The sequence below is a fragment of the Maribacter sp. Asnod2-G09 genome (assembly GCF_045063795.1).
In the GTDB taxonomy this organism is placed as follows: Bacteria; Bacteroidota; Bacteroidia; order Flavobacteriales; family Flavobacteriaceae; genus Maribacter.
Genome location: NZ_JBEFOA010000003.1, coordinates 364,120 through 379,562 on the forward strand (window position 1 = coordinate 364,120; position 15,443 = coordinate 379,562).

The window sequence follows — 15,443 nt, forward strand, 5'->3', positions numbered from 1 at the left end:
GAAGTTTATGAAAATAAGATTGCATTTACTTTAAGCGTTATTTTTATTTGTAAACCTAAACACTTAAAGTAGTAAGAAAAATACGCTTAATTAATCTGATTTATTTATAATGTCTTTAGTGCGATCAATGGCACTTTGTACATAAAGAAAAGATGTATTACTTGTAAAACTTACTACGATTCAATTAAAAAAAATGATAGCCAACCTTTACAGAAACTTTCTTCTTATTGTATTTCTATTTCTAACTATTACATCTTTTTCGCAAACAACCGTAATGGGTACCGTTGTAGATAAAAAAGATGCTACTGCGCTGCCATATGCCTATTTAAAAATTGATGATATTGCTTTAGGTACCGTGACTGATGGAGACGGCAGATTCAGAATAATTATTCCTGAGAAGTATACTAATTACAATATCACTTTGGGTTATGTTGGTTATAAAGATCTACACCTTACAATCAAAGATTTTATAGCTAAAGACGGTGGTGTTTTTGCGATGGAATCTACTAACCTTGAGTTAATGGAAGTTGTTGTAACCCCTAAAAAAATGCCTAGTGCCAAGGCTTTATTAAAAAAGGTAATTAAGAACATACCTGCCAATTATGCAGAATCTCCTACTAAAATAACTGGTTATTATCGAGAAACATTGAAAGAAAACGGAGTATACATTAAATATTCAGATGCCGTTTGCGATTATTATGAAGAGCCGTACAGTAACAAAAATTATAAATGGAAAGAGTACCAAAACCCTAATGATTATTCATTCAGTAACGGTTCTTTTAGTTTTTATTCCAATTCATTACATCGTGTCCATTTTCATCATCGAACTTTAAAAAATGAACAAGTAGCTATTATCAATTCGCGCTCAAGTAGTAATTTAAGTAACAGAGATTTTGAAGCTAATATCGAAGGCGGACCATTAGGCCTTTTCGCCAGAAATAGAGTTAAGTACCAGCAAAGTTTTTTAGGAAACAAAGCTAATCGCGATTTTACATTTAAAGTATCTGAAGAAGAAGATGAAAATGGCACATGGTTATATGTGCTTGACTTTGAAACTAAAACGACAAAGCAAGCATTAGACGCTGTTGCAAGCCCATCTAATAATCGTCAATGGCGCTTAGCCAACAAGAACAAGTTATTAAAAGGACGTATTTATATTGATCAAGATGATTTTGCAGTTGTACGATACGAATGTGCGGTACCCAACTCATTAAAACAATACTTCTGTAGTTATGAAGAAATGGCAGTCAAGCATTTTGATTACAAATTAGATGTTAGTTACAAGAAAAAAGGAAATCAATATTATTTAGATAAAATGCGTCATGAAGATGAGTTTATCTATAAAGACACCACAGATATTACCACAACGTATTATTCTGCGATTTCAGAATTTAACGTATCTGATATCAATGAAAAGAACACTACAAAAATATCGAAAGAAGATAATTTTGCGAATACCGTAGCGAATCAATTATATGAATTTCCATTAGAATACGATTCCATTTTCTGGAAAGAATATACAGTTAAAAATCCTATATCTACTATAAAATCGACAATTAGAGAAGATATGGAGTTAGATAAAAGTCTTGAAAGACAATTTCATGACAAGCATGTTAGAAACGATTCTATGCCTGAGCCAATTGCTAAGATTGAGCCTTCTACTTTCAAAATACACGGCGAAAATTACACTGACAATTATGCCTGGTTAAAAGATACTAAAGCTCCTATAAGCAATAAACCTGTTATGGATTATTTGCGTAAAGAAAATAAATACACCGAAAATTATAACATTCCGCTTAAAAAATCGCAGCGTAGTATTTACCTAGATTTAGTAAAAAGTATTGAAGAAAATAGTACTTCTCTAAGAACTAAAAAAAATGGTTATTTCTATTATAGTAAGTATAGCGAAGATGATGAATACCCTGTATACTATAGAAAGTCAGTTGAAAATGATTCGATAGAAGAAGAATTATTAAATGTAAACGAATTAGCCAAAGACAAAGGGTATTACAATGCAGGCGTTGGTTCTGTGAGCCCAAATAACAAACTAATTGCGGTGTATGAGAACACCACTGGTAAAGATGAATATGTACTGAAAGTGAAAGATTTAACTCTTCAAACTTTTTTAGCAGATTCTATTAACCGAGTAGTTAATATGGTCTGGTTAGATAATGCCAGTTTTTTATATGCAAATGTTGAAGATGGTACTTATCGTTCCTCAAAAATACTTCGTCATTTTTTAGGTACTGATTCTACAAATGATTTAATCGTTTACGAAGAAAGTGACCCTAGCTTTAACGTTAGTATTGAAAAATCTAAATCTAAAGACTATATTTTCTTAAATACCGGTAGTAGTACTTCTTCTGAAAACTGGTATCTAAAAACCGATAATCCAAATGGTCAATTTAAGGTCATTCATCCTCGTGAAAAGAATCATGTTTACCACACTACAGATTATAATAACAAATTCTATATTCTTACTAATGAAAACGCTTTGAATTATAAAGTGGTAACAACAGAAGTAGATGATACATCAAAAAATAAATGGAAGGTTTTAATTCCGCATCAAGCTGGTGTTCTTATTCAGAATTTAGAATTATTTGATGATTATATGGTAATTAGTGAAAAAGAAAATGCACAATCACGTATAAAAATTATTGACCGAAATACGCAACAAAATCACTTCATGAAATTTGATGAAGAGTTTTACAACATTGGTATTGGTTACAATCCTAATGTTAAGACTGATAGTTTGCAATTCAGTTATAGCTCTTTTGAAACGCCTTACACCACCTATAATTATAATATGAAGACCAAAGAAAAAAGTTTGGTCAAGCAACATAGTAAACCCATAACACATCCTTTCTTTAAATATAAAATTGAGCGAAAATGGGTAACTGCCAAAGACGGTAAAAAAATTCCCTTAACGCTAATCAGTAATAACTGGCGAGCTAGACGTAATAATGCTAAACATAAAGTCTATTTAACCTCATACGGGGCGTACGGTATGGGTCAAGAACTCGTTGGTGGCCCAACGGCACATCATATGGTCAACAATGATTACCTATATGCAATAGCACACGTTAGAGGCGGAGATGATTTAGGTAGAGAATGGTATGATGATGGTAAACTATTTAATAAAAAGAATTCATTTTCAGATTTTATCGCCTGTGCAGAATATTTAATTGAGGAAGACTATGCCCAAGAAGGTCATATTGTCGCTGATGGTGCTAGCGCAGGCGGCTTATTAATGGGTGGCGTAGTAAATGAGCGACCTGAATTATTTAATACCGTTATTTTGAATGTGCCTTTTGTAGATGTTATCAATACAATGTTAGATGAGAAATTACCATTAACCGTTGGGGAGTTTGATGAATGGGGCAATCCTAAAAATAAAAAAGAGTTTGAAAACATTAAATCTTATAGTCCTTATGATAATGTTAAAGCTCAAAATTATCCTAATATGTTGTTCTTTACAGGATTAAATGATACAAGAGTCGGGTATTGGGAACCTGCTAAAATGGTTGCAAAACTAAGGGCTACCAAAACCGATGACAATGTACTGTTATTAAAAACAGATTTTTCTAACGGACACAGTGGTGGGTCTGGTCGCTTTTCCGGTTTTAGAGATAGTGCCTATAAATTAGCATTGATATATGATTTAAATACAATACCAAAAGATACTCCTTAATAATTCTTAAATCATGATAAATAATTAGATAATGATTATAGATTAATTTGTACACTGAAGAAATTCTATTTCGCCCATTCTCCTGTATAATTACAGCTGCTCGTAAACTCAAATTTCATGGAACATTTATTGAATCTTAAGTAAGTAGCATATTTTTAAGGTGTTTTTTAAACGGAGAATCTTGTAATATTACGCGTACTTCGGGAAGTTTTATACATTATTTAACCTAAATTAAGCTAGTTCTTTTCTTATCTTTAATACTGTATAATTCCTTGTATAAATAGAAAAAGAACAAAAACTGTTTAATTAATTTTATTTAGAATAAGGTGTTTACAAATTTGTAAGATGAGGCACTTCAGTTTAAAAATTTTTCCAATAAACTTATTTATTTACTATGCTTTTATCGGTTTAATCGCTTGGGGCTGTACTACGTCCAAAAATAGTAGTCAGCATGAGGATATTCCAAGGATCGATAATAGTGCCGCTCAAGTACAAGGCAATTCAGCTAAAGATATCCCAAACATTGAAAAGTATGGATTTGATGATCATTCATATATCAGTATAAAGCCAGATATTATTACAGGTGAACTTATCGCTAAGGATTCATTAAAACAAGAGGAAGTGAATTTTGAAGAAAACGACATTTCCATTGCGTCAGATCTTGAACTTAATAGTCCCGTAGCCAATAAAATTGTTCAAAATTATCTTAACAGTGAAATTAAAGAACCTGGTGGACATTGTTTAGCCGTTAGTAAAGGTCGTTTTGAAAAGGCCTATAAAGAGGTACATGGCCATTTACCGTACGAAGATTTACCAGATAGTATGGCTACCAACATATATACCCCTAAACAAGTGTTCAATCTGCTTTATGTTACCGCTTCAAAACCAGATGAAAGTTGGCAAAGTCTACCTGAAAGGTATAGGGGTAAAGGTAATGCTGGCGCTATTGCATATGCCGGTATGGGTACTTTGGTTGACGCTACAGGAATTTGGTCCGGCAAATTAAAACCCGGGGCTCTTATGCAAGTATGGAGATATAAAGAGGATTACAATGAGGTTACTCTAGGTGCTGACGTTAATAAACTAGATCCGTACGGACATTCGTTCATTTTCATCAGCTATGTGCGCGATGACAATGGTAAGATACACGGACTTAAAATAGCTGACCAAGGGTTTCAAAGTTACAGACCTCTTGTGCCAAGAGATTATGACGTATGGTGGGCGGTCAACTTAAGTATTTAACCGATACCAGAACCTTCGTAAAACTTTAACTTTTTATATGTAATTTACTCATAACTAACCCGTTCTAATAATAGCGCCCAATCCCAAAATCTATACTAGCCTATGTTTCTTTTTTCCCTTCTACTTTCTTTAGGATTTTCGAACGATATATCACCTAAAAATGACAAGGTGAAAGAAACTAACATTACCAGTCAAAGATTTTCAAGGGTAGCAAAAGCTAAAAGTTTTAGTGAAAAAACACTTTTGCTTAATACTTCATCAGATTCCATCGTCGACTCATATGCCAGTACTAAAGAAAATGCCGGACAACTGCGTCTTCGATTAAAAGAAGATCTTAGATTAGGCACCATTTCTTTAGACCATGTTAAAACGGAATTTGCTAATCAGTTAGTTGATAAAATCATACCACATTGGTATGGTACTCCTTGGAGTTTTGGCGGACATACAGCTACGCCTAATGAAGGTAAAATTGCATGCGGCTATTTTATTTCGACCACACTACGAGATATGGGCGTTAATATCAACCGATATAAATTAGCTCAAAAATCACCAATTGATGAGGCTAAAATGATTAGTTGTGGCTCGGTAATCAACCAGATAGAACACGATACACATCAAAAAGCTTTTGACGAAATTGATACGCTAACCCAAGAAGGTCTTTACTTTATAGGATTTGACGAGGGACATGTTGGCTATCTATTAAAACGAGAAGGCGAATTATTCTTAATTCATTCCAATTATCTTAATCCGGTTTCGGTATGCATGGAAACCCTTAAAGAATCGCGCGTTTTTAAACGTTTTACTAAATTTCATCTTGTAGCAATTTCTCATAATGATGGGTTGTTACTACGCTGGCTAGACAATGGCACTGTTATTTAAAAAGTAAGACACCTCTTGCTAAAATGCTCAGCCATTTTACCTAAATCAAACACATATTTAGAACTCGAAATATGCTAACATCTCAAAAACGCTATTACATCATTTTCTTTTCATTTTTATCGTTTGCTTTTTCTGTGCCTTTAGATGATTATCAAGAATCTAATGTTAAGAAAATAGCATCAAATAATTTTCATAATCTTTATCAACTGAATGATAGCTTATATCGTTCTGAGCAACCTACAAAAAAGGGAATGAGAGAGCTACAAGCTATGGGAATACAATCTATCGTAAATCTCAGACGCCAAGCAACGGATGAAAAAAAATTAAAGGGTTTAAATGTCGATTTAGAACGTATTCCATTAAAAGCGTCAGCTATAGATTTTGATGATGTTTTTAATGCCTTGAACAGCATACAACAGGCAAAAAAACCTGTTCTAATTCATTGCTGGCATGGTTCTGATAGGACAGGAGTTATTATTGCTGCCTCTAGAATGGTATTTGATAATTGGAGCAAAGAGAAAGCTATTGCAGAATTTACAAATAAACGCTTCGGTTATCATAGAACACGATTTCCTAATCTAATTACCTTATTAGAATCTTTAGATGTTGAACTGCTAAAAGAGAAATTAGCAGATGTAAGAAAAGCAAAATCTAATTAAATTTTTAACTCCCTAGTTTGCGCTAACAATTCCTCGCTGATATCATTAGCACTCTTTTTTGTATTTATAACTATTCCATATTGAAATTTTGTTTAATATTAATAATAAATATTTAAACATTATGTATCTTTATATTCTAGTAAATTACTAGATACATTCTTCAGAAATACTAAAACTATGTTCGGATTATTTAAAAAGAAATCAGAGAAAGATAAATTACGTTCTCAGTATGAGAAGCTATTGAAGGAAGCACACACACTTTCAACAACAAATAGAAAAATGAGTGATCAAAAAGCTTTTGAAGCAGATGAGATCATGAAAAAGATTGAGCAGTTATCTTAATTCATTTCACATTCATACAAACATTCTGGTATAAAATAAAATGAAGATGCTACACATAGCTATATTCTTATCAAGCAGTGCGTTTTTGTATTATGGCATAGAGTGCCTATTATCACAAAAAATGAAAGATGAGTTCGCTAGATTTGGTTTAAAAAAGCAACGAATTCTTACCGCATACTTGCAATTAGCAGGGGGGTTGGGATTAATTATTGGATATTTCTTTTCACCTGTTCTACTATTCGTAGCTGCTGCAGGACTAACACTTTTAATGCTTTTAGGATTTGCCGTTAGAATAAAAATTAAAGACAGCGCAGCAGAATCTATACCATCATTAGTTTTAGCTCTAGTAAATTTATTTATAGCAGTAAGCTATTACCAACAACTTACTGCGTTATAAATTTTACAGAAAAGCAATACATAAACACAGCACTAAAAACAAAGCTGCCGGAAAAGATTTAAATAAAGGATCCTTTATTTTAAAATGCATCGCTATTGAACCTAATAAGAAAGCTGCTAAACCTAAAGCTGCAGGTTGTTTTACTACAGGAAACCAAATAGCAACAAGTAATAAAATAGCCAATGTTACTTTAAAAAATCCAACAATATAGCATAGCTGTTTAGATAGGCCATACGCCTCAAACTCTTCTATTATAGTTGTTGCCTTTCCACCACGCCATTTGGTCGGTTTCTTATTTTGGATTAACCACACATTTAAAATGCTTAAACCGACAATAATTTGAAATGTTATTATTAAATAATTCATGATTAAGATATATTTTTAAACCAATTACTTACATTAGTCAATATCAAAAATACTAATTTTGTTTATATTTATATAAAATTAGTTAAACAAAATATTAAAATGAATAAACAGGATTATAAAATACATATCGTTGGTGCCGGAATTAGTGGTTTAGTTGCCGCAACGGTACTAGAACAGCATGGATATTCTCTTGTACTTATTGAAGCCTCAGATAGGGTAGGCGGCAGAGTCAAAACAGATATTATAAACGGTTATCAATTGGACCACGGATTTCAAGTTTTGTTAACCGAATACCCGGCAGCTCAAAAATATCTTGATTACAAATCATTAGAACTGCAAGATTTCTTACCTGGTGCATCGATTTTTAAAAATGGAAAACAAGAAATAATAGGTGATCCGCTTAGAGATGCATCTTTATTATTTTCAACGCTTTTCGCCAGTGTTGGTACTGTTACCGATAAGTTGAAAATTCTAAAATTGAATACTAGACTTAAGAAAAAAACCATCGAGGAAATATTTTCAGATAAAGAACAAACGACACTTTCATATTTGACAGAATTAGATTTCTCATCTAGTATGATAAACGATTTCTTTACCCCTTTTTTCAGTGGAATCTTTCTTGAAAACAAACTAGAAACTTCTAGCAGAATGTTCGAATTTGTCTATAAAATGTTCGGTGAGGGTAGTGCTGCATTACCAAAAGGCGGAATTGAAGAGATTCCGAAACAACTACTACATCAGTTAAAAGGCACGACTATAAAATACAACACCGCTGTATCTTCTATTAGCGATAACAAAATTCTTCTTGCTGACGGACAAGAACTAGAGAGTGATTTTATAATTATCGCAACAGAAGCGAGTAGCTTAATTCCAAATCTAAAGAATCAAGCCATAGAATGGCAAAGCTGTGATACCTTGTATTTTGAAACGGAAAGCAGAACGATTCAAAAACCTTTAATCGGATTAATTCCTGATCAAAATGCTGTAATCAATAACATCTTCTACCATACAAGTCTTAAAACCGCCATAAACGCAGGTAAAGAATTGCTATCTGTTACTGTTGTAGACAATCTAGGTTTATCTGATAAAGCCCTTTTAGACCAAGTTCAAAAGGAATTAAGAGAACTTTGCGGAATTACTTCTACTACGTTTATAAAACACTATACCATACCTAAGTCGTTACCAAAGTTGAGTGAACTACATTATGAGATTTCGCCTTCAGAAACACGATTGACAGAAACTATTTATTTAGCTGGAGACATTCAACTAAACGGTTCTTTAAATGCAGCTATGATTGCGGGTGAAAAAGCGGCACTTGGGGTTCTTGAAAATTTACAGGGTATTTTTAAATAAAATTATTCCCAATTATTGGTCCAGTCTTTCCATACGACATCAAGTCCGTTACTTTTCAGCATTTCTGTAATGACTTCTGTTGGTCTTTCATCAGATATTTCAAATTGCTCTAAAGATTCTGGGGCTACAGCATATCCACCAGGGTTGGTTTTGGACTCCGCACTTATGGAGGTTATTCCTAAATTGACAATATTATTTCTAAATACTTCGCTTTCTCGGGTAGACATAGATAACTCTACGTCTTCGTCTAATAATCTAAAAGCGCAAATTAATTGAACCAAATCTGGATCGGTCATTTCTACTTTAGGCTCCAATCCGCCTGAGTGAGGGCGTAACCTTGGAAAGGATATGGAGTACTTCGTCTTCCAATAGGTCTTTTGTAAATACTTTAAATGTAAGGCTGTAAAAAAACTATCGGCACGCCAATCTTCCAATCCGAATAAAGCGCCTAATCCTATTTTATGAATTCCGGCTTTGCCCAAGCGATCGGGAGTATCCAATCTAAAATCAAAGTTCGATTTTTTACCTTTCGGGTGGTGTTTTTTATACTCTTCCCTATGATAGGTTTCTTGATAAACCAACACGGCATACAAACCATTTTCAATCAATAGCTCATATTCATCTTGCAGTAAAGGTTGTACCTCTATGGTGATATTAGAAAATTGGGAACGAATCAGTTGCAAGGCGCTATTGATATAATCTACACCCACTATTTTATTGGCTTCACCTGTCACTAATAAAATATGGTCATATCCCTTCGATTTTATGTACGTCACTTCCTTTAATATCTCAGTATCGGTCAGGGTACGACGGGGAATCTTATTCGTCATACTAAATCCGCAATAGGTACAAATATTCTGACATTCGTTACTCAAATACATAGGCGAATACATCTGTATCGTATTCCCAAAACGTTTTTTTGTCAATTGACGACTTAACTGCGCCATTTCTTCCAAATACGGCTTGGCCGCGGGCGAAATCAATGCTTTAAAATCTTCTAAATCACGTTTGGTATTACTTAAAGCACGTAACACATCGTTCTCTGTTTTAGAAAATATGCTTTGTAAGGTTTCATCCCAATTATAGGTGTCGAATACGTCTTTAAAACTGCTCATGTTCTAATTTAAAAAACTGGTTAGCGGACTACTGGCTGCTGCTTTTTTATGTACTACGGGTGCCAATTTTGCTTCAAAAGCCATTCTTCCTGCAGCGACCGACATTTTAAATGCTTTTGCCATTTCTACGGGATTTTGGGAGACCGCAATCGCTGTATTTACCAACACGGCATCTGCACCTAATTCCATCGCATAGGCAGCATGCGATGGCGCACCGATACCGGCATCTACAATAACGGGTACGTTACTTTGATCAATAATAATCTCTAAAAAATCTTGTGTCTTTAATCCCTTGTTACTTCCTATTGGTGCGCCCAAAGGCATTACGCATTGCACACCTACTTCTTCTAATCGTTTGCACAATACAGGATCGGCATGTATGTATGGCATGACCACGAATCCCAACTTCACCAATTCTTCGGCTGCTTTTAATGTCTCTATTGGGTCGGGCAACAAATATTTTGGATCAGGATGTATTTCTAGTTTCACCCAATTAGTCTCCAAAGCTTCACGAGATAATTGCGCTGCAAAAACCGCTTCTTTTGCCGTACGCACGCCAGATGTATTGGGCAGCAGGTTAATGTGCGCATGGTTTAAATGCTGAAGAATATCATCTTGGGCATCTTCAATATCCACTCGCTTTAACGCCACAGTTACCAACTCACTTTCCGATGCCAGCAATGCTTCTTTCATTACTTGAGACGAGCTGAATTTTCCTGTTCCTGTAAACAGTCTTGAGGTGAACTTTTTATCCGCCATTTGTAACATATTATTTTCTTTTTTCTTCAGATATCCAACGTTCTTCTTGTACCGGACCTCCGTTGATTAATTTCTTCAATTCTGGTATGCTATTGAAGTTGCGTGTAATTTCACCCGAAATAGCGATGCCATGAACACCTGTTTTCATTATTGCGGCAATATCATCGGTAACAATGCCGCCTATGGCAATAATCGGAATACTTGTTTTCAGCTCCTCAATTATGGTCAGATAGCCGTTTAGCCCTAAAACGGGACTCAAATTTTCTTTAGTTTCCGTGAATCGGAATGGTCCCATACCTATATAATCTACTTTTTTAGCGATTAGCGCTTCACAGTCCTCAAGTGTATTGGCGGTACCACCAATAATTTGCCACGATGCCATTGCTTTTCTTGCTACAGTTGGGGAGGTGTCGGTTTTACCTAAATGCACTCCGTCTGCTTTTACCGCAGCCGCTATTTTGTAGTAATCATTAATGATTAATCGGGTTTGAAATTTTCCTGTTATTTCCCTTGCTTGTTTGGCAGTCTCTAACACTACTTTTTTAGGCTGATTTTTTAATCGCAACTGTACCAATTCTACACCAGAGGTACAAGCTTTTTGTATGTTCTCTAAATGTTCTTGGGGAGTCTTGCCCTGCGATATATAATGTAATGTTGGTATCATATTCTTTCTTATCGTAAATACTAAAAATTCTTTTTTCTGACGGATGCTTTCTTCTGTTCTTGAACGGCTGTTTCGTATTGCTTTTTCAATGCAACAAAGCTTTCTACCGGGTTTTCCATATTCCAAACTCCGCCTAACACTCCGATGCCCTTAAAACCAAGCTTCAGCGTGGCTTCTACTGTTTCTTCATTAATACCGCCCATACCTACAATCAATTTGTCGATGTGGTTGACATCAAAACCTTTACCCTCATATCCCTTTTTTGAAATGGATGAAAAAACAGGACTCAGTAAATGGTAATCGAATTCAAAATCGCACTGTTTCAATACTTCTGGGTCATGAAAAGAAGAACTGATTGTTTTACCGTACATATCCAACTTTTTAAAGTACTGACCAGGGTTATCTATATGGTCTATTCTCATTTGTTCCTGAAAATGAACTCCCTTTAAACCATATGTATTGACCAGTTCATGACATAAATGCACCACAATTCTGTTGTGGTATTTTTTATCGATTGCATCTAAATAATCGCAATGTTCTTGATAGTTTTTAAATGGCTTTCTCAAATGATAATATGCCAAGCCCTCTTGAAATAACTGATGTAGTATTTCAATTTCATTGGGAATGTTTTTTTCTGGTGCTATTACTACAACCATTTGTTCAAGTTAAGTGTTAGAATGACAACCTCGTTTCTATCCGCCTTGTGTGGCTCTAATGACCAATACTTCGTCGTTCTCGTTCAGCGTTTTGATATTCCATTCTGTTTTCGAAATAATATTTTCATTAACTGCAACGGCAATTCCCTTAACCGAAATACCTAGTTCACTAATAATTTCTTCTAGCGTGGTATTGGGTTTGAATAGGTGAGAGGTGTTATTTACTTTAATATTTATCATCTGCTGTTTTACTTTATCAAGGCGCATAACGCCGTATTGAATTCAAATAATATGTAAACAGAAAGAATTAAAAAACGAAGTAAAAATGGAAAGTACAGGGTATTAATCCTGATAACTTTTTCCTACGTTGATATTAATCAAATCAGGTTCTAAGGATATTTCTCAAACTATGAAATAGCTACTCCTAAAGTTTACATTGCTAATTTAAGAATTAGACGGCAGATATGATTCATAAAAGGGGTTTTGTTTCTCAATTGGACTATTCTAGAAGTTTCCGTTTGACTTAAAAATAGATATGCCTTTATTAGAATAGATACTATGGAAAGGTGCTAATATGGTAGTAAAACGTTCCATCTCTATAATCTTTCCTATTTTAGCGTAAAATATACGCATAGTATGCAACAATCTATCAAGCTTTCTGTAGACGCCGTGGTTTTTGGGTATGAATCTGAAACGATATCGGTACTGCTCATCAAACGAAAATATGAGCCTTTTAAGGGTAAATGGGCTATTCCCGGTGGATTCGTTTTGGACTCAGAATCTCTAGAAGAAGCAGTAGAGCGGGAGCTAAAGGAGGAAACGGGAATTAAAATTAATTACCTTGAGCAATTATACACGTTTGGCAATCCGGAAAGAGACCCTAGAAATAGAGTAGTATCCGTGGCGTATTTCGGATTGATAAAACCAAGCGCTTTCAAATTATCGGCTTCGACCGATGCGGAAGAGGCACAGTGGTTTACTATCAATAATTTACCTGAACTTTCTTTTGACCATGCAGAGATTTTAAAACTTGCCATTACACGCTTACAAGCTAAAATTACTTATGAACCCATAGGGTTTGAATTGTTGGACACAAAATTCCCTTTTTCAGACTTAGAAAAACTGTATAGTTCCGTTTTAGGAAGGGACATTGATAGGCGTAATTTTAGAAAGAAAATGCTCGGATTAAATATTCTAGACGAATTAGACGAAAAAGTTTCTAAAGGTTCTGGCAGACCTGCAAATCTCTTTATGTTCAATAAAAACAGGTACTTCAAGCTTAAAAAAGAGGGTATCATCTTCGAAATATAAATGCTAATTTTATAGTTTGCGTAAAATAAACACAAATAACACTTTGCGAACTTAAATTATATTCTATATTTGCGTTATAATTACGCAAATTAATTTTTATGATATACACATCTAACGATATACTACCAATAAATAAACGGAACCAACGTTCTATTTTTCTAGCAGGTAGTATGGATCATAAACAGGAGGGGAGTTGGAGAGAAGATATTATCACCGAATTCGGTACGTATTCCATTTTTGACCCAACCAATACAAAACACGACCACCTTAATACAAAAGAAATGAAGCGTCATATCGAATGGGAGTTAGATGCGTTACAGCTATCAGATATGATTTTGCTTAATTTTCTACCCAATGCGCTTTCTCCAATTTCTTTAGTAGAATTAGGATTATACGTGAACTCGAAAAAGCTCATCGTCATTTGTCCGAAAGAATTTTACAAAAGCAGTTATGTACACACCTTATGCGAAAAGTATAGCACACCTATTTTTAACAATATCAAAGAAGCTAAAACACTGTTGAAAAACAGCCTTTAATTATAACATTATGAACGGATTATTTCTGACAGACGGATACAAAACAGGACACCACCAACAATACCCTAAAGGAACAGAAGAGGTATATTCTAACTGGACCCCAAGAAGCAATAAATATGCTCCGAAAGGGTGCGATAAAGTAGTTTCATTTGGGCAACAATATGTTTTTCAATGGTTGCACGATTATTTTCAAGACAACTTCTTTTCTAAGCCAAAAGCTCAGGTTTGTAATGAATTGAAAGAAGAGTTATCGTTGTATTTAGGTACCGATTATGATGTAACTCATTATGAAGAATTACATGATCTACAGTATTTACCTATTAAAGTAAAATCGATTGTAGAAGGGGTAGAGGTTCCTATTAGAGTGCCTATGGTTACTGTAGTTAATACAGATAAAAAATTCTACTGGATTACGAATTTTCTAGAAACCGTGCTATCTACTATGCTATGGCAACCGATGACATCGGCTTCTATTGCTTTATGTTACAAACGTATTTTCAAAAAATGGACACTAGAAACCGATAAAGACAATATGGCTTTCATCGATTTTCAAGGTCACGATTTCTCTATGAGAGGTATGGGCGGTTTGCAAAGTGCAATCTCTTCGGGTATGGGTCATGCATCTGTATTCTTAGGGTCAGATACCTTACCGGTAATCAGCAGTTTACGTCACTATTATAAAGCTGAAGGTTTTGTAGTCGGTTCTGTAAACGCTACCGAACACTCCGTTATGTGTGCTGGTACTAAAGATGATGAAATTGGTACGTTCAGGGCTTTAATGGATACGTACCCTACGGGAATTTTATCTGTAGTTAGTGACACTTGGGATCTATGGAAAGTACTTACAGATTATCTTCCAAAGCTTAAAGAAGAGGTTTTATCAAGAGATGGTAAATTGGTCATTAGACCAGATAGCGGCGATCCTGTTGATATTATCTGTGGCGAAACTAGAACTCTTGGTAGTAACACCCCGAAAGATAAAGGTGTTGTAGAGCTTCTTTGGGATATTTTTGGAGGAACTGTCAACGAGCAAGGTTTTAAAGTCTTAGATAGTCACATTGGTGCTATTTATGGTGATAGCATTACTACAGAAAGAGCTGAAGCTATTTGTCAACGTTTAAGCGATAAGGGCTTTGCAACGACTAATGTAGTATTGGGTATTGGTTCTTTTACCTACCAGTTTAATACCAGAGATACCTTTGGTTTTGCCATGAAAGCTACTTCTGTTGTCGTGAATGGTGAACGTAGAGAAATCTTCAAAGATCCTATTACTGATGACGGAGTTAAAAAATCTGCGAAGGGAATGGTAAAAGTGGAATTGCAAAACGGCGAATATGCATTGGTAGATCAAGTAACGCCTGAACAAGAAAATACGGGAGAGCTAAAAGTGATCTATGAAGATGGACAGTTTGTAAACCAAACGAACATACAAGAAATAAGAGATCGTATTAATACCAATCTTTAAAAATAATA

Annotated in this window: 16 protein-coding genes and 1 riboswitch; of the genes, 10 read left to right on the forward strand and 6 right to left on the reverse strand. The window is 34.7% G+C overall.

From position 1 onward, the window contains the following. Positions 1-193: 193 nt before the first annotated feature. The 6 genes from ACJJVT_RS05525 (at position 194) to ACJJVT_RS05550 (ending at position 7,210) form a co-directional block, all read left to right on the forward strand. A complete protein-coding gene (locus tag ACJJVT_RS05525) occupies positions 194-3,691 on the forward strand; it encodes a prolyl oligopeptidase family serine peptidase (protein ID WP_405397108.1) in 3,498 nt (1,165 codons plus the stop codon). Between the two features lie 345 nt (positions 3,692-4,036). Continuing rightward, the gene (locus tag ACJJVT_RS05530; protein ID WP_405397109.1) at positions 4,037-4,933 is read left to right on the forward strand and encodes a hypothetical protein; all 897 of its coding nucleotides are present in this window, start codon (positions 4,037-4,039) and stop codon (positions 4,931-4,933) included. A 102-nt stretch (positions 4,934-5,035) separates the two neighbouring features. Next, positions 5,036-5,812, forward strand: coding sequence for a hypothetical protein (locus ACJJVT_RS05535; protein WP_405397111.1), 777 nt, complete (start codon positions 5,036-5,038; stop codon positions 5,810-5,812). 71 nt (positions 5,813-5,883) lie between these two features. Beyond that, positions 5,884-6,471: a dual specificity protein phosphatase family protein gene (locus tag ACJJVT_RS05540; RefSeq protein WP_405397113.1), complete on the forward strand. Its 588-nt coding sequence runs from the start codon at positions 5,884-5,886 to the stop codon at positions 6,469-6,471. Between the two features lie 177 nt (positions 6,472-6,648). Further along, on the forward strand, positions 6,649-6,813 hold the full coding sequence (locus ACJJVT_RS05545) for a Lacal_2735 family protein (protein ID WP_348326626.1): 165 nt from the start codon (positions 6,649-6,651) through the stop codon (positions 6,811-6,813). Positions 6,814-6,859: 46 nt separating this feature from the next. After that, a complete protein-coding gene (locus ACJJVT_RS05550) occupies positions 6,860-7,210 on the forward strand; it encodes a DoxX family protein (protein WP_405397114.1) in 351 nt (116 codons plus the stop codon). A gap of 3 nt (positions 7,211-7,213) precedes the next feature. On the opposite strand, the gene ACJJVT_RS05555 is transcribed toward ACJJVT_RS05550, so the two are convergent. After that, on the reverse strand, positions 7,214-7,576 hold the full coding sequence (locus ACJJVT_RS05555; protein WP_299317238.1) for a DoxX family protein: 363 nt from the start codon (positions 7,574-7,576) through the stop codon (positions 7,214-7,216). Positions 7,577-7,675: 99 nt separating this feature from the next. Here ACJJVT_RS05555 and ACJJVT_RS05560 point away from each other — a divergent pair, with 99 nt between their 5' ends. Then, a complete protein-coding gene (locus tag ACJJVT_RS05560; RefSeq protein ID WP_405397116.1) occupies positions 7,676-8,929 on the forward strand; it encodes an NAD(P)/FAD-dependent oxidoreductase in 1,254 nt (417 codons plus the stop codon). Between the two features lie 2 nt (positions 8,930-8,931). On the opposite strand, the gene thiH is transcribed toward ACJJVT_RS05560, so the two are convergent. The 5 genes from thiH to thiS are packed head-to-tail and all read right to left on the reverse strand — an operon-like array spanning position 8,932 to position 12,390. Further along, entirely contained in the window at positions 8,932-10,044 is a 1,113-nt protein-coding gene (gene thiH / locus ACJJVT_RS05565; protein WP_405397117.1) for a 2-iminoacetate synthase ThiH, read from the reverse strand. 3 nt (positions 10,045-10,047) lie between these two features. Continuing rightward, positions 10,048-10,812, reverse strand: coding sequence for a thiazole synthase (locus ACJJVT_RS05570; protein ID WP_405397118.1), 765 nt, complete (start codon positions 10,810-10,812; stop codon positions 10,048-10,050). A 1-nt stretch (position 10,813) separates the two neighbouring features. Next, a complete protein-coding gene (thiE, locus tag ACJJVT_RS05575) occupies positions 10,814-11,467 on the reverse strand; it encodes a thiamine phosphate synthase (protein ID WP_405397119.1) in 654 nt (217 codons plus the stop codon). Between the two features lie 20 nt (positions 11,468-11,487). Further along, complete coding sequence (locus tag ACJJVT_RS05580; protein WP_405397121.1) at positions 11,488-12,123, reverse strand: thiamine phosphate synthase; 636 nt, start codon at positions 12,121-12,123, stop codon at positions 11,488-11,490. A 36-nt stretch (positions 12,124-12,159) separates the two neighbouring features. Then, a complete protein-coding gene (gene thiS / locus ACJJVT_RS05585) occupies positions 12,160-12,390 on the reverse strand; it encodes a sulfur carrier protein ThiS (protein WP_405397122.1) in 231 nt (76 codons plus the stop codon). Between the two features lie 75 nt (positions 12,391-12,465). Then, positions 12,466-12,559: riboswitch (TPP riboswitch) on the reverse strand. A 200-nt stretch (positions 12,560-12,759) separates the two neighbouring features. Between thiS and ACJJVT_RS05590 the strand changes: the two genes are divergently transcribed. The 3 genes from ACJJVT_RS05590 (at position 12,760) to ACJJVT_RS05600 (ending at position 15,435) form a co-directional block, all read left to right on the forward strand. Further along, positions 12,760-13,434 (forward strand): NUDIX hydrolase, encoded by a 675-nt coding sequence (locus tag ACJJVT_RS05590; protein WP_405397124.1) that lies wholly within the window; start codon positions 12,760-12,762, stop codon positions 13,432-13,434. Between the two features lie 98 nt (positions 13,435-13,532). Further along, positions 13,533-13,970 carry a nucleoside 2-deoxyribosyltransferase domain-containing protein gene (locus tag ACJJVT_RS05595; RefSeq protein ID WP_405397125.1) on the forward strand — a complete coding sequence of 146 codons (438 nt, stop codon included), beginning with the start codon at positions 13,533-13,535 and terminating at the stop codon, positions 13,968-13,970. A 10-nt stretch (positions 13,971-13,980) separates the two neighbouring features. Next, positions 13,981-15,435, forward strand: a complete 1,455-nt coding sequence (locus ACJJVT_RS05600; protein ID WP_405397127.1) for a nicotinate phosphoribosyltransferase — start codon at positions 13,981-13,983, stop codon at positions 15,433-15,435. Positions 15,436-15,443: the final 8 nt, after the last annotated feature.

Coding starts and splice junctions, on each gene's coding strand:
- ACJJVT_RS05600 (WP_405397127.1), top strand. CDS start 13,981: ATGAACGGATTATTTCTGACAGACGGATACAAAACAGGACACCACCAA.
- ACJJVT_RS05590 (WP_405397124.1), top strand. CDS start 12,760: ATGCAACAATCTATCAAGCTTTCTGTAGACGCCGTGGTTTTTGGGTAT.
- ACJJVT_RS05535 (WP_405397111.1), top strand. CDS start 5,036: ATGTTTCTTTTTTCCCTTCTACTTTCTTTAGGATTTTCGAACGATATA.
- ACJJVT_RS05530 (WP_405397109.1), top strand. CDS start 4,037: ATGAGGCACTTCAGTTTAAAAATTTTTCCAATAAACTTATTTATTTAC.
- ACJJVT_RS05545 (WP_348326626.1), top strand. CDS start 6,649: ATGTTCGGATTATTTAAAAAGAAATCAGAGAAAGATAAATTACGTTCT.
- ACJJVT_RS05580 (WP_405397121.1), bottom strand. CDS start 12,123: ATGGTTGTAGTAATAGCACCAGAAAAAAACATTCCCAATGAAATTGAA.
- ACJJVT_RS05595 (WP_405397125.1), top strand. CDS start 13,533: ATGATATACACATCTAACGATATACTACCAATAAATAAACGGAACCAA.
- thiE (WP_405397119.1), bottom strand. CDS start 11,467: ATGATACCAACATTACATTATATATCGCAGGGCAAGACTCCCCAAGAA.
- ACJJVT_RS05560 (WP_405397116.1), top strand. CDS start 7,676: ATGAATAAACAGGATTATAAAATACATATCGTTGGTGCCGGAATTAGT.
- ACJJVT_RS05550 (WP_405397114.1), top strand. CDS start 6,860: ATGCTACACATAGCTATATTCTTATCAAGCAGTGCGTTTTTGTATTAT.
- ACJJVT_RS05525 (WP_405397108.1), top strand. CDS start 194: ATGATAGCCAACCTTTACAGAAACTTTCTTCTTATTGTATTTCTATTT.
- ACJJVT_RS05570 (WP_405397118.1), bottom strand. CDS start 10,812: ATGTTACAAATGGCGGATAAAAAGTTCACCTCAAGACTGTTTACAGGA.
- thiH (WP_405397117.1), bottom strand. CDS start 10,044: ATGAGCAGTTTTAAAGACGTATTCGACACCTATAATTGGGATGAAACC.
- thiS (WP_405397122.1), bottom strand. CDS start 12,390: ATGCGCCTTGATAAAGTAAAACAGCAGATGATAAATATTAAAGTAAAT.
- ACJJVT_RS05555 (WP_299317238.1), bottom strand. CDS start 7,576: ATGAATTATTTAATAATAACATTTCAAATTATTGTCGGTTTAAGCATT.
- ACJJVT_RS05540 (WP_405397113.1), top strand. CDS start 5,884: ATGCTAACATCTCAAAAACGCTATTACATCATTTTCTTTTCATTTTTA.